The organism is Rhodococcus sp. Leaf233 (assembly GCF_001426165.1).
Classification (GTDB): Bacteria; Actinomycetota; Actinomycetes; order Mycobacteriales; family Mycobacteriaceae; genus Rhodococcoides; species Rhodococcoides fascians.
In genome coordinates this window covers 180,618-194,329 of sequence record NZ_LMRO01000001.1, presented here as the reverse complement: position 1 = coordinate 194,329, position 13,712 = coordinate 180,618, and the positions used below count along the sequence as shown (strand labels likewise).

General features: G+C 62.6%; 14 protein-coding genes. 6 read left to right on the top strand and 8 right to left on the bottom strand.

The genetic code is table 11. The features are described 5' to 3' along the window. Positions 1-185: 185 nt before the first annotated feature. Positions 186-878 carry a hypothetical protein gene (locus ASH04_RS00905; RefSeq protein WP_057472534.1) on the bottom strand — a complete coding sequence of 231 codons (693 nt, stop codon included), beginning with the start codon at positions 876-878 and terminating at the stop codon, positions 186-188. A gap of 122 nt (positions 879-1,000) precedes the next feature. Beyond that, positions 1,001-3,703, bottom strand: coding sequence for a TrlF family AAA-like ATPase (locus tag ASH04_RS00900; RefSeq protein WP_235579897.1), 2,703 nt, complete (start codon positions 3,701-3,703; stop codon positions 1,001-1,003). A gap of 315 nt (positions 3,704-4,018) precedes the next feature. Between ASH04_RS00900 and gluQRS the strand changes: the two genes are divergently transcribed. From gluQRS to ASH04_RS00885, 3 genes are all read left to right on the top strand, one after another. Then, positions 4,019-4,879 (top strand): tRNA glutamyl-Q(34) synthetase GluQRS, encoded by an 861-nt coding sequence (gluQRS, locus tag ASH04_RS00895; RefSeq protein WP_057472533.1) that lies wholly within the window; start codon positions 4,019-4,021, stop codon positions 4,877-4,879. A gap of 104 nt (positions 4,880-4,983) precedes the next feature. Then, positions 4,984-5,844, top strand: coding sequence for a hypothetical protein (locus tag ASH04_RS00890; RefSeq protein ID WP_082519162.1), 861 nt, complete (start codon positions 4,984-4,986; stop codon positions 5,842-5,844). 79 nt (positions 5,845-5,923) lie between these two features. Continuing rightward, positions 5,924-6,667, top strand: coding sequence for a queuosine precursor transporter (locus ASH04_RS00885; protein WP_032384124.1), 744 nt, complete (start codon positions 5,924-5,926; stop codon positions 6,665-6,667). Here ASH04_RS00885 and ASH04_RS00880 read toward each other — a convergent pair. The 4 genes from ASH04_RS00880 to ASH04_RS00865 form a co-directional block, all read right to left on the bottom strand. Further along, complete coding sequence (locus tag ASH04_RS00880) at positions 6,664-7,500, bottom strand: PaaX family transcriptional regulator (RefSeq protein WP_057472531.1); 837 nt, start codon at positions 7,498-7,500, stop codon at positions 6,664-6,666. The genes ASH04_RS00885 and ASH04_RS00880 overlap by 4 nt on opposite strands. Further along, positions 7,481-8,689: a kynureninase gene (locus tag ASH04_RS00875; RefSeq protein ID WP_057472530.1), complete on the bottom strand. Its 1,209-nt coding sequence runs from the start codon at positions 8,687-8,689 to the stop codon at positions 7,481-7,483. The genes ASH04_RS00880 and ASH04_RS00875 overlap by 20 nt, the downstream gene beginning before the upstream one ends. Beyond that, entirely contained in the window at positions 8,689-9,543 is an 855-nt protein-coding gene (locus ASH04_RS00870; RefSeq protein WP_057472529.1) for a tryptophan 2,3-dioxygenase, read from the bottom strand. The genes ASH04_RS00875 and ASH04_RS00870 overlap by 1 nt, the downstream gene beginning before the upstream one ends. Before the next feature lie 119 nt (positions 9,544-9,662). Then, complete coding sequence (locus tag ASH04_RS00865; protein WP_057472528.1) at positions 9,663-10,625, bottom strand: aromatic alcohol reductase; 963 nt, start codon at positions 10,623-10,625, stop codon at positions 9,663-9,665. A 112-nt stretch (positions 10,626-10,737) separates the two neighbouring features. On the opposite strand from ASH04_RS00865, the gene ASH04_RS00860 reads away from it, so the two are divergent. The 3 genes from ASH04_RS00860 to ASH04_RS00850 all read left to right on the top strand — a co-directional run bounded on the left by ASH04_RS00860 (position 10,738) and on the right by ASH04_RS00850 (position 12,494). Beyond that, positions 10,738-11,109 (top strand): MerR family transcriptional regulator, encoded by a 372-nt coding sequence (locus tag ASH04_RS00860; RefSeq protein WP_032367789.1) that lies wholly within the window; start codon positions 10,738-10,740, stop codon positions 11,107-11,109. 129 nt (positions 11,110-11,238) lie between these two features. Further along, the gene (locus ASH04_RS00855; RefSeq protein WP_032367790.1) at positions 11,239-11,616 is read left to right on the top strand and encodes a BlaI/MecI/CopY family transcriptional regulator; all 378 of its coding nucleotides are present in this window, start codon (positions 11,239-11,241) and stop codon (positions 11,614-11,616) included. Next, the gene (locus ASH04_RS00850) at positions 11,613-12,494 is read left to right on the top strand and encodes a M56 family metallopeptidase (RefSeq protein ID WP_057472527.1); all 882 of its coding nucleotides are present in this window, start codon (positions 11,613-11,615) and stop codon (positions 12,492-12,494) included. The genes ASH04_RS00855 and ASH04_RS00850 overlap by 4 nt, the downstream gene beginning before the upstream one ends. A 2-nt stretch (positions 12,495-12,496) precedes the next feature. On the opposite strand, the gene ASH04_RS00845 is transcribed toward ASH04_RS00850, so the two are convergent. Both ASH04_RS00845 and ASH04_RS00840 read right to left on the bottom strand, forming a co-directional pair. Further along, the gene (locus ASH04_RS00845) at positions 12,497-13,216 is read right to left on the bottom strand and encodes a VIT1/CCC1 transporter family protein (protein ID WP_057472526.1); all 720 of its coding nucleotides are present in this window, start codon (positions 13,214-13,216) and stop codon (positions 12,497-12,499) included. Next, the gene (locus tag ASH04_RS00840) at positions 13,209-13,685 is read right to left on the bottom strand and encodes a DUF2231 domain-containing protein (protein ID WP_032367793.1); all 477 of its coding nucleotides are present in this window, start codon (positions 13,683-13,685) and stop codon (positions 13,209-13,211) included. Before ASH04_RS00840 ends, ASH04_RS00845 begins: the two co-directional genes overlap by 8 nt. Positions 13,686-13,712: the final 27 nt, after the last annotated feature.

Sequence of the window (13,712 nt, the reverse complement as noted above, 5' to 3'; positions counted from 1 at the left end):
CTGTTCACAGTCCTCGCGCTCCGGGATCCGACTGCAGTGCCCACATCGCCCCACCCATTGGAACTACAGTTTTCGCATCGTCGGTATTGGTTGACGGACATGCGCGCTCGGGACCGAAGTCGCCCGTCAACGACCTGATGATGCTGCACTCATGCCTGCACTTGGGAGCTGACCGAGCGGGTGGACTAGTTGAACTGAAACGTGCGATAGGAGGTCCGCACGTTGAAGCGACCTCCTTCTTTGCGGCGCTGAAGGAAGCCGGCGATCGTATCGACATCGTCCGCGCGCATGCCGAGAGCGCGGCACCTGGCACGCACTTGCTCGACGGTGATGGGCAGCCAGCGATCGGGGCGGTTCATCATGTCGGCCTTCAGCTTGTCTTTCTCGTTCCATTTGAGCCCGGAGTCGTACCCTGCCGCCCAAGCCGCAACGCTCTCAAGGATCGCGTCGACGCCGTTCGGTAGCGGTTCCAGTTCTTCTGGGTCGCGGGGCGTCGGCAAGATCGTTTGGCCAGGAAGTAACTGGATCGGTTTCACGTCCTCGATCCACTCCGCTGTTTCCTCTGTTCCCCACTCGATGACGGCGATGGCATCAGCTTCCACGTTCCACAGGTGGTTTAAGCGTTCACGGTCCGGCCACGCGTAGAGCACTCGTTGGCGGTCGAAATAACCACCGTGGTATCCGCGCCACGCGTGATGGGTCACGCCTCGCTGTGCGATTAAGCGGTTCAGGCTCGCACTCTCGACTCCGCGCCTGGGGGTGACCACGACTATCAAGCCTCCAGGTTGGTCGAGCAGCCATCTCACAGCACGAGCGTTCTGCGCTTCGCGCGAGTCCCCGTCACCCAGACGCGATACCGCAACAGGTACAACAGCCATGTGCACACTCCCTCACTGAAAGAATTGGGTCCAAGCTAGTGAGGGGGTCCGACATTGGGAGCTGGTCGTGTGCATCGGGCGACAATTCCGTACCTCGGACGACGCACTCTGTCGGTCTGACTTTACTTACCAACCAAGCGACGGTATCGGGTCTTGATTGCGTCCTCACCACCTTCGAGGATCTCGCAAACCTCCTCCTTGACGGCGGCCGTCTGCAGCGTTCCCTCGGCTTCGATGGCGGGCGTGAACTCGCCGCGCCGGATCACGAGCACGTTCTCGGCACCGGATGTCACAACAACGTTCGCATTGTGCGTGGAGACGATGAGCTGCCGATGATTCTTAATGCTCTTCAATGTCTCAACCGCCAGGTGCCGAATGAGCTTGTTCTCAAGGTCATCCTCAGGCTGGTCAAGGAGTAGAGGGTATGACCCCATCTGCAGGACGACCGTGAGCAACGCCGCTGTCTTCTGCCCAGGTGATCCCTGGTCCACTGCGACGAAATTGGACTTCGGCGCAGGGCGGTAGCTCACGGCGACGAGATCCTCTGGGAACCACAGCATGATGTCGGTGACGAGATCGGACGTGTCTGCGTTCGCAAGTCGACTGTAGAAACGCATATCGACCTTGATGGCCTGCCCTATCTTCGACTCGGGGCCGTGCTCAACTAGATCGATCAGGTCGGTCTTGAAATCGCGGACCTTGTTCGGAAACCTGGGGTCCTTGGGCTGGTACTTGTTCAAGAACGACGGTATGCCGTCCTTGGCAAACGCCGAATCGAACGACTCCGGGCAGTTCAGGACACGGCGGAGCTCGTCACCAAGGCTCTCGATGTCTCCTTGATGAAACACCTCAACCTTGGTGAGCGCGTCCACAGAGCTATTGAGCCGTGAGGTGTAGGTTCGCCGCCGCTGGTGCAGCTCCTGCCGTGCTTCTTCGAGACGCTTGAGGACCTCTTCGATGGTTTGCTGCTGTTCCGCACACCGGTCATCCAAGCCTTCGAAACCGCGAAGCTGGGCGTCAAGGTCCTTCTCTAGCTGTCGGTCGGCTTGAGTCTGTTCAGGCGAGATCGTCGACTGGCCACCTTGCTCGTTCAACCAGGCGTTGAGGACTGATGCTCGTTGCCGCCACTTCTCGCCAGAGCCGTGCGTCTGCCACTCTGTGCGTGCGGCCTGCAAGCCGGACGAGGCCCGGTCAAGGACATCGGCCGCGGTGATGAACGACGCCTTCCTCTCTGCATACTCGTCCATCGTTGGGTTCGAGTTCGCAAGCTCGCGCAGGGAACGAGCTGCTTCAACGATCGTGTCCTCAACACCTTGGGCTCGTTCTTCTGTCTGGGCGGAATGCCTGATCGACGTCTCAACGGCCTCCAGCTCCTGGAACTCGGCACTCGCGCGGAGCCTTTCGAGGTGGCTCAAGCGCCCACGAACCTCTTCCAACTGACCACGGATCCGGTCTGCCTTCTTCGATTCGGCAAGCTCTTTCGCTAGATTGTTGCGCTCATCTTTGAACTGGAGCTGCAAGGCCTCGTAGTCCTCGGTCCACTCAATGCGCCGGATCGGTGGCATGTCATCGAGGATTCTCAAGAAACTCTGTGGCGAGGTGGCGAGTTCGTAGATCTGCTTCTGGCTGAATATGCGAATCGGGGCGCGGTCACTCGATCGCCCCGACTGCAGCTCCCACGAATCACCCGTCCTCACTTCGATGCGCGACTTGTCGGGCTCCGCCCCGCTCCAGAGAACGCGCAGTTGCCTTCGATCTTTCGTGTAACGGACGGTGATTCGCGTGTCCTCCGTCCACCAGCGCTCATCCGAGGTTGCAAAAGGACTGAACCGTCGTAAGTCGCTGGCCACAGTGCCCTCCAGCTCGTCCGAGCGTCCGAGGGCAAGGCGGAGCAGTTCCAGGACCGTGGATTTCCCAACGCCTCGACCGCCGATCAGGCAGTTCATCCACGGACCAAAGCGGTACATCTCGGTGACACCGCGGTGCACAAGCTCAATCTGATCGACATGCCCATGCTGAGTTACATTGGGATCGTCGTAGCCGGCTCGGACCCGCCGTATGGACTCGTCTGAGTCGGTCAGCGCGAGTCGGAGTCCTTCGAGATCGAGCGATTCTGCCTTCATTAGCGTCAGGTGAGTGCCCGGTGCTTTCGCAGTCTCCCCCTCAGGACACGTGTCGGTTGTCAGGTGATGCGCGTCGGATCCCAAGGTCGGCACCCATCCACTTCGTACTGCTTGCGCAACCTCTGCGTCGTCCACGACTTCAACAGCCTGAACAAGGTCCGACTCCCGAAGCGCATCGAGTTCTCGAGCATCCATTCCGAAGACGCCTCGCCCGTGGTCTGCATGCGCCGGGATGCAAATACCGCTTTGACCTGTGATTACCTCTGCAATGTCGCGGACCGTCATGTTCGCTGTCTCATCACTCCGGCCGCGCGTGCCCAGATACTTGCAGCGCACCAGGGCGTGGTCGACGGCGGAAGCATCACTTGAGGGATCGAAGATGGCAAGCACATGGAAACCACCAGACGCCGTGATCTCGACTCCTGGGAAGATCACAAACGGAGGGAGATCTGGGTCGCGGCCACGAAGCTCGTCCAGAGCCTTGCGCGCCGGATCGATGCCGTCGTGCGAGTTGTGATCAGTAATGACGATTCCGTCAACACCTGCGTCAATGTAAGCCTGGATCCACTCCTTGTACGAGGGCTTCTCCCCCTCGTAAAGCTTGCCGTCCAGCCCGCCGTAGTCGAACGACGCCGGCGAGTGGGCGTGGATGTCGAGACTCCACCAACGCGCTCCTGGGTGTTCACCCCCGATGGACGGCATCTCATGAGGCTGTTCGGAGGAGGGACTTGGCACCATATGAACATGCTGTCATGCGGCGAGGCCTGCTCCGGTCGAATGCATTTCATGCCCGAGCTAGCGCATATTTCCATTTGGAGGTCACAACCGGCACCTGGCTCGTATGACCATCGCCCAAGTCTTCAACCAACGCAGCGATGACGTAGTCGTCCGCGGTACGCCGAACTGGCATTTCGGCGTGGATAGTGTGGAATGCATTTACAACGCCTAGATCTGGTCGGTCTGCTAAATCGCTGATGACGGCTTCTGTGTCCAACAACCAGAAACTAAGCTGCCCCCATGCCCGCCGGCCGCTTCGCCCCCAGTCCTTCGGGCGATCTCCATCTCGGCAATCTCCGCACAGGACTGCTGGCCTGGCTCTTCGCCCGCTCCACCGAACGGCGTTTCGTGATGCGCGTCGAAGACCTCGATCGCGTGAAAGCCGGCTCAGAGCAACGTCAACTCGACGACCTCGCGGCAATCGGCATCGACTGGGACGGGCCGATCATGCGGCAATCCGAGCGTCGGGAAATCTACGACGCCACGATTCGCACGCTCACCGCCGCCGGGCTGACGTACGAATGCTTCTGCACGCGTCGGGAAATCCTGCAAGCCGCGTCAGCTCCGCACGCACCCGATGGCGCGTATCCCGGAACCTGCCGCGATCTCACCCCGGACCAGAGAGCAGCGAAGGACCGCCCGCCGGCTATTCGATTGCGCTCGCAGACAACCGAATTCACCGTCGTCGATCAGCTGCACGGTCTCTTCCGAGGCCAGGTGGACGACTTCGTCCTGCGTCGATCCGACGGTGTACCCGCCTACAACCTCGCCGTCGTCGTCGATGATGGCGCGCAAGGCGTCGACCAGATCGTGCGCGGCGACGACCTGCTCACGTCCGCGCCGCGGCAGGGCTACCTCGCTCAACTCTTGGGCCTGACCCCCGCGACGTACGTCCACGTGCCCCTCGCTCTGAACGTCGAAGGCAAGCGTCTGGCCAAACGGGACGGCGCGGTGACGCTGCGCGAACGGCCCGATGCATGGGCGCTCATCACAGCATCCCTCGGCATGCCGGACGTGAAGAACGCCGAGGAACTGCTCGAGCGGTGGAAGCCGAGGCTGGTGCCGCGCGAACCATGGGTGTTCGACCCCTCGATCGTCTGACCACGGACCGATCGAGATCACGTTGCAACGCGACAGAACCCGACTCGAGGACGAATCGGACGTACAGTGACCGCGACAAACTTATCCCGAGGGAGAAGGACACCATGACCTCAGGCGGCTACGACCCCGACAAGGATCCACAGAACCCCGGTGGTTATCCCCCGCCGCAGGGCGGCGGCTACCCACCACCCGGCAACTACCCACCACCCGCGCAGGGCAACTACCCGCCGCCCGGGAACTACCCGCCTCCTCCCGGCGACTATCCCCAGCAAGGTGGCTACCCGCCACCCGGTGGCTACCCACCGCCACCACAGGGCAACTACCCGCCGCCTCCGTCCTTCGGTAACTCGCCGATGGCGACGCAGCTATCCGTGGGAACAGCCATCGGCTACGGATTCGAGAAGTTCAAGCAGAACGCACTCGTCTGGGTCGGCATCGTCCTGATCGCCGCGGTCATCCAGGTCGTACTGAACTACGTGTTGAGCTCCAACAACATCGTCTTCAGCTTGATCTTCAGCGTCATCATCGGTGTCGTCTCACTCCTGATCCAGGCGGCACTCGTTCGCGGCGCTCTGCACGAGGTGGACGGGGTCAAGCCCGCGTTCGGGTCCTTCTTCCAGTTCGGCAATGTTGCCGCCGTCATCATCGCCGGCATCCTCGTCGGCATTGCAACCAGCATCGGCTTCGTCCTGCTGATCATCCCCGGCATCGTCATCACGTTCTTCACGTGGTGGACCTTCCAGTTCGTCATCGACCGCGGCGACGAGCCAATCCCCGCTATCAAGGCGAGCGCTCAGGCGATTGCCTCGAACGGTGGGACCCTTTTCGTGCTCGCACTCGCCCTGGTCGGCATCAACATCGTCGGCGGTCTCCTCCTCGGCATCGGCCTGCTGGCGAGCATTCCGATCACGATCATCGCCGGTACCTACGCCTACCGCGTCACTGTGCGTGGCAACGTCGCCTGACCTGTAATCCGCCTCGATGGGCGCGAATCCCCCACCCCGGGATTCGCGCCCATCGTCGTCTCGGTGCTTGGATTGTCAGGTGACTACTACCCAACACACCGCCCCTGACGGCGGCACCGAGTCTGGGCAGGCCACGTTCGCTCACATCAGCCGGGGCTACTACCCCACCATCGTCGCGTTGTTCGTCGCGACGCTGCTGATCTCGAATGTGGCCGCCAGCAAAGGTGTCGCCTTCTTCGCCTCGTCCGACGTCATGCTCGGACCGTTCCAAATTCTGCCGATCAATACCGACGGCGCATTCTTTCTGTTCCCCCTCGCCTACATCCTCGGCGACGTGCTCAGCGAGGTCTACGGCTTCAAAGCCACGCGCCGCGCGATCTACCTCGGCTTCGGCTCCCTGCTGCTCACGTCCGTGTGCTTCTGGATCGCCATCGAACTCCCCGCCGCCTCGTTCTACGAGAACCAGGCCGCGCTCGAAAGCGTCGTCGGCGTCGTGCCCCGGCTGGTCCTCGCCGGTCTCGCCGGTTACACCGTCGGGCAGCTCCTCAACTCCGTCGTGCTGGTCAAGATCAAGGAACGCACCAAGGAAAAGCACCTCTGGGCGCGACTGATCGGCTCGACCATCGTCGGCGAATTCTTCGACACGCTGATCTTCTGCTCCATCGCCGCCGGAGTCATCGGCATCACCACGTGGACCGACTTCATCAACTACGTCATCGTCGGATTCTTGTGGAAGACGCTTGCCGAGGTCATCGTCATGCCCATCACGTACCGCGTCATCTCGTACATCAAGAAGCGCGAGCCGTCGTACCAGGATCGCTAGAACGCGACCCATTCCATACTCAGATCGAAGTAGCGCTCCCGGGCCGTCTCGAACGTGGCGACGGCCCGGGTGCCCGGCCAGCCTTCCGGTGTCATACACGGCGGAAGACCCGGGTCGACGTAGGGAATGACGCGCCATTCGTCGAGCAACGGCACGAACGTGACAAACGCGTCGCGGGAGTTCCGAGCCGGCGACCCGCCGTCGAAAGCGTCGAGAAATGCCCGATGCCGATTGGCAATTCCGGCCAGATCCCACCACTGCTCGGCACTCTCACGCAGCGTCCCGGGAGGCGCGACCTCGGACGCGACGAACGTCGTGACGTACTGCGACAACTCCAACGCGTCGACGATGGCAACGGCCTCCGCCGCCAGATATTCGGGCGCGATCCACAATCCCGGTGAGACGGTCCCACAACCTATCGACGTGAGCCGACGCCTCAGCTGGTGCCGAGCCGCGCGTTGCGTCTCGGGAATGGTGAACGAGATCAACCGAAATGGATCGCCGTCGGCCATCCGCCGGAAGCCGAAGATCCGGCCGTCTCCCCGAGCGAACATGGCGTCGGCCTGCTCGGTGATCCGATAGCCGGTGCGGCCCTCACGATTAGCGGATTCGACGACGCCCTTCTTCTTCAACCTCGTCACCGCAATGCGCGCGCTTTCCGGTGGCACTCCCAGCGTGTCCATCCAGACGACGAAATCGGCGATGGCGAACCACCCGCCGAGAGGGCGAACGTAGGCACCGAGCACCGTGCGCACCAACGACGTCGCACTACCTGGACGCGACTCGAAGTCGTCGAGGATGGCCCCGGCGGTGCTAGGCGCGGAGTTCGTCACGAATCGCCACAATACCCAGGTACACCTCGCGATACGAGGTACTCAGCGGGCTCAGCCCCAGCCGAATACCCTGTGGTGCGCGGTAATCCGGGATGACACCCTGCTCCCACAGCCGAGCAGTGATGGCCTTGAAATCTGGGTGGTCGATGGTGACGTGACCACCGCGCCGATTCGAATCCTCGGGTGAGGCGATCTCCACCCCGAGCGGTACCAGCATCTCACGCACGAGTTCGAGGGCGTATTCGGTGAGCGCAACGGACTTCGCACGGATCGCGTCCATGCCCACCTCGGCGATCATCTCGATGGTGTCCTGCATCGCGATCATCCCGAACACCGACGGCGTCCCACTGATGACACGTCGAATACCCTGTGCCGGAACGTAACCCTGCGCCATCTCGAACGGATCGGCCCGGCCCATCCACCCCCAGATCGGCTGCACGAAGTCGGCCAGAAGATCACTGCGCACGTACGCGAAGGCCGGCGATCCCGGACCTCCGTTGAGGTACTTGTATGTGCATCCGACGGCCAGATCGACTCCCCACGAATCGAATTCGAGCGGCACCGAACCGACGGAATGGCACACGTCCAACAGCATCAGTGCGCCGGCTTCGTGCGTGATACGCGTCGCCTCGGCCACGTCGACAAGGAAGCCTGACCGGTAGGCGACGTGGGTGATCACCACCAGGGCGGTGTTCTCCCCCACCACCTCGGCGAGTTGTTCCGGTTCGATGCCTCCGCGGCGGTCCGTCTCGATCCACCGCAGCGTCATATTCATCTCTGCCGCAATACCTTCGAGCAGGTATCGGTCGGTCGGGAAGTTGTCGCGGTCGATGACGATCTCGGTGCGGCCCGGCCGCATGGCGATCGCCGCCCGCGCCAGCTTGTACAGCAGTACCGTCGTCGAATCACCGATCGTGGTCTGGCCGGGCGCTGCCCCGAGGGTGGCGTCGGCCAGGGCGTCGCCGATGGTGACGGGGAGATCGAACCACTGCTCGTCCCAGCCGCGGATCAGGCGTCCACCCCAGGCGTCGGTCATGAAGGTGTTGATGCGTTCGACGCTCGCCTTGGTAGGCCGGCCCAGCGAGTTTCCGTCGAGATACGCGGTGATCGACGGGTCGTCGCTACCGAGGAACTTGTCGCGATAGCTACGGAGCGGATCCGTGTTGTCGAGTTCGACTGCGCGTTCCATCATCGACCGATCTCCGTTCTCACAGCGAGCAATTCGGGGAAGAACGTGAGTTCGAGCGCTTTCTGTAAGAACCCGACGCCGCTCGACCCTCCCGTCCCGCTCTTCATTCCGATGGTGCGCAGCACCGTGCGCATATGGCGGAATCGCCAGAGCTGAAAGTTCTCCTCCAAGTCGACGAGCTCCTCGAATGCCTCGTACACCGCCCAATGCTCGGTGTGGTTCTCGTAGACGAACTTGATCAGCGGCATCAGGTCCTCGTTGAACGTGTATGCCGTCGTGACATCACGGTCGAGGGCCGATGCCGGTACGTCGTATCCCTGCCGCGCCAACGACTGCCAGAAGGCGTCGTACAGGCTGGGCTCGTACAACAGGGTCGAAAGCAGCTCATGCGCAGCAGGATCGGACTCGAAGACCGTCAGCATTCCCGCATTTTTGTTGCCCAGCACGAACTCCACGGCCCGGTACTGATACGACTGGAAGCCCGAGGAGTTCCCGAGGAAGTCGCGGAACTGCGAGTACTCCGTCGGCGTCAGAGTGGCCAGTACCGACCACTGCTCGGTCAGCGTCTTCTGGATGTGCTTGACCCGGGCCACGCATTTGAGTGCGGTACCGATGTCGTCGGCATCGAAAGCTGCTCGTGCGGCGAGGGTCTCGTGCAGAACCAGCTTGAGCCATAGCTCGGTGGTCTGGTGCTGGATGATGAACAGCAGTTCGTCGTGATGCTCGGGGGTGCTCACCGGTTTCTGAGCGCTGAGCAGCGTATCGAGGTCGAGGTAGGACCCGTAGCTCATGCGGTCACTGAAATCGGTGACGACGCTCTTCTCGATCTTCCGGGTGTTCGCTTCGACGCTCATGGATCGTCCTCGAGGTGGTGGGCTGGTGAGTCCACCGTATTACACAAATGTGCCGACCGCCAGATATCCGTAAGTCAGTGAGTCGCGACCGAACCTCGAGAAGTGGATCGGCGCGTCCATCAACGATTGACAACAGGGGTGGTGCGTTCGGCGAGGTTCTGTGCGACCCACTCGCGGAGCGTTGTGGTCGGGATCCCGTGCCGGGCATTGAACGTGTCGGCCTTGTCCCATGCGACACCGCGTCCCTGCGCGAAGACGGCACGATACTTCCGGGTCATGTTGTCCGGGTCTGCACCGAGTTCTGCTATCAGGAGCGGTTCCGACCACACCCGGAGCGCGAACGGACGACCGAGGACTGTTTCGAGGGTCTCGGCGAGTTGGCCGTAGGTGATCGTGTCCCCGGCGACGAAGACGATCTCGTCACGGATGCGCGGCTCGGCGAAGAGGATCTCCGCGGTGAGCGCGCCGATGTCCTCCGGCGTGGTCACGGTCACTGCAGTGTCGACGGTCCCGAGGGCATTGACGGTGTCGTTCGGGAGGTCGACCATCCCGGAGCCGGCGTCGAAAAGGTAGTTCATGAACATGCCGGTGGAGATGATGACCCACTCGGTGTCGTGCTGTGAACGGAGGAGATCCCGCACGTCGAGCTGGGAGTCGAAGATGTCCTGGGGGCTACCCCGGCCGATGACGTCGAAGTCGACACCGAACTGCCACGGGAAGTATCGCGGAAGCTTCGCTTGCAATGCCGCCTGCGCGACTTTCATCGGAGTGTCCAATCCTGCGGTGATCCCGGTGCAGCCGATGACGGTGTCGTAGTCGGCGAAGACCGCAGCGAGGTCATCGACGGTGTTCTCGACCAGGTCACCACGAACGATGCCTATCCCGAGTTCGCGGATCTCCGCGACGTCGTGCTGCTTGGCCGGGACGGTGGAGTCGATGGTGGTCCCACGGAGCAAGACATCGACGACAGATTCCGCGACGCCAGCGGCTCGACGGACGACGTTGCGTAGCACGGGCATGCCGAGTTCACCGGCTCCGATGACGAGGATCTTCCGTGACGGGCCATTCCAGTCGTTGGTCATGTGTTCCTTTCTTCGGCTCCCCCGAGGATCGGGTGCCGAACACGTCTGCGACCATAAACGTTGACATCACTGTCAAGGTCAAATCGGTGGCCACCGACGGAAGGACCCCGGCATGAAAATCAGTGAGGCAGCGGATGCGATCGGAGCGCCGGCACGGATGCTGCGATACTACGAGCAGCAGGGACTCATCGACGCTGCACGGTCGGCAAACGGGTACCGCGATTACTCCGACGAGCAGATCGAGCACGCACGCCACGTGCGCGCGCTCGTCGAGGCGGGTCTTTCCACGCGCATGATCAAGATCGTCCTCGACATCGAAACTCCTGAGCCGAAACAGTATTCGACGATGGGTGGTCGCGCGGCTGCAGAGGAGCTCGCGCGTGAGTTGCGGGTGGTGGAGAACCGAATCGTGTGCCTCGAGAAAAGCCGCGATGCCGTCATCGACTTCCTCCGCAGCACCGACCACGCAGACCTCCTTACCTAGAAGACGCACTGGAGGACCACGGCCGAGTCGCCCTGATCTGGACTCCGCGGTAGTCGACCTCGATTCGGGTGTCGATACCGCTGCCCGCTGAACTATCCTCGAGGTAGCCGAATCGAGTGAGGAATCGCAGTGCGTAGAGCGTCCGGACAGTTGGAGGAGTCGATCCTCGATCTGCTCGGCGAGCACACGGAACTTTCAGTGGCCCAAGCCCGCGAGCATCTGGGCTCGGATCTCGCGCACACCACCGTCATGACCGCATTGGTGCGCTTGCACGGCAAGGGGCTGGTCGATCGCGAGCGCCGAGGACGGTCGTACGTCTACACCCTCAACGCCCCGGTCGACGAGATCCCGGCGCTTCGGGCCGCGATGCGAATGCGCACCGAGCTCGGCACACGAGCCGAGCGCGCCGACGTACTGGCCAGCTTCGTTGCCGCACTCGACCCTGAGGACGAGGCGACGCTGCGTGAGTTGCTCGCCAAATCGGATGCAGCCGAGCACCATCGATGACTCTGCTCCTGATTGTCGCGGTGTTGCCGTGGGCGCTCTCGCTGCTCCTCGGATTTGGAGCCGACCGCATCGACCGTCGTCTCAACCCCTCGACCGCCGTCGTACTGCTGCCCATTCTGTCTGTGGTCACGGCGTTCTCGGTGCTCGCATCCCTGACCGCACTCGCCGCGGTCTTTCTGGCGACGAGTCGGGCCGTGTGGGTGACACTCGGAATCGTGATCTGCGCGTGGATGATCTGGCGGTCGGTCGAGGTGGCCCGCCATGTTCGACGCGTCGTCGCCAGTACGTCCATCGCATCCGAATTCGGTGACGAGGCGCGGGCGACGGGCGGCATCGTCGTCGTCGACTCCGACGTTCCCGACGCTTTTGCCGTCCCCTCCGGCGGAGGCGCGGTCGTGATTACCACCGGACTCGCGGAAGCGTTGTCGAACAACGAGTTACGAGCAGTGATCGAGCACGAGCGCGCCCATCTGAGGCACCGTCACAGCGTGTGGATCCAGATGTGCGAAATCGCGGCCCGCGTCGATCCGATTCTCGAACCGTTGACCGCGAAGGTACGGCACGCGGCGGAGCGTCAGGCAGACGAGAGTGCGGCAAGGCCGGGGCGGCGAGAGACGTTGTCTGCCATTGCCAGAACCTCTCTGCTTCGGAAGCATCTCGACCGTGGAACTCGCACCCTCGCCAGTACCGGCGGCGACGTCGTGCGCCGCGTGCAGGCCCTCAGCGAACCACCACGGCACCGTCACGATCGCGGAATCCTTGCGGCCGGAGTGGTTCTCGTCCTCGCCTTTACCGTCATCTCGGTGGCGTTGTTCGACGTCGTCCAAGATGTGGTGGCACCCGAAACTGGGGAAGCCGCCACCTCGATCTTCCGCTGATCTCAGATACCCGCGACGCCCGCGAGTTGGCCGATCGCATAGGTAACGGCCATCGCGATCGCACCACCGATCACGATTCGTGTCATCGCCGGCCGACCCGGCGCACCGCCGAGACGCGCGCTGATGCTTCCGGTCAAGGCCAGAGCCAGCAGCACCACGACGAACGTCACCGGAACACGCAGCGACGGCGGCAGCAACAGAATGGACAGCAACGGCAGCAGGGCACCGCTGACGAACGACACCGCAGACGAGCCGGCCGCCTGCCACGGATTGGTCAGCGCATCCGGGTCGATGCCCAACTCGATGTCCACGTGGGCGGCAAACGGATCGTGCTCGGTGAGTTCGCGAGCGACGGTCTGTGCGGTGTCGGCCGACAGGCCCTTGGCCTCGTACAGTGCCGCGAGCTCGGCCAATTCCTGCTCGGGTTGCTCGTCGAGTTCTCGGCGTTCCTTGATCAGCAGAGAACGCTCGGCGTCACGTTGCGTGCTCACCGAGACGTACTCCCCGAGTGCCATGGACACCGCTCCAGCGACGACCCCCGCGACACCAGCGGTGAGCAGCGAGCCTCTGTCCGTGGTGGCAGCCGCGACGCCGACGACCAGGCCGGCGGTGGAGACGATGCCATCGTTGGCACCCAACACCCCGGCCCGCAGCCAGTTCAGCCGACCGGACAGATCTCCGTGCGGTTCGTGCTCGTGCAGGCTCGGCTCGGGCTCACTCATCGACGGCCGTTGCCGATACGTCGTCCCACGCGGCGCGAGCGCCGGACTCTCCGATTCTGTACACCTGGACGATTGTGGTCGCTCCGATCACCACTGCCAAGACCACGACGACAATCGACTGCCACCGCACGGGCGCGTTACCTCGACGCTCACGCAGATGCAGGAACACGAGCAGTGCAGCGACGACGACCAGACCGACGGAGAAGTAGATCATCCAGTCACCGATCTCGGTGTGCTGCTCCACCGCCGCGGTCTCGGGTACGCGCTTCTCGAGCCACTCGCCTGCCTCGGTGGTCAGCGGAGTCAGCACCAACGTGAACACGGCCAGAGCGGCGATGAGCCACACGAGCCTGCTGCGTACACCGGACCAGATGCTGGCGGCGATAGCGAGGATCGCAGTGAGCGGTGCCAGGACCACGATGAAGTGAACGAGCAGAATGTGGGCCGGTAGGCCGTTGAAGGTGGACATGCGTTCTCCTGCTGGCTTCGAAGTCGC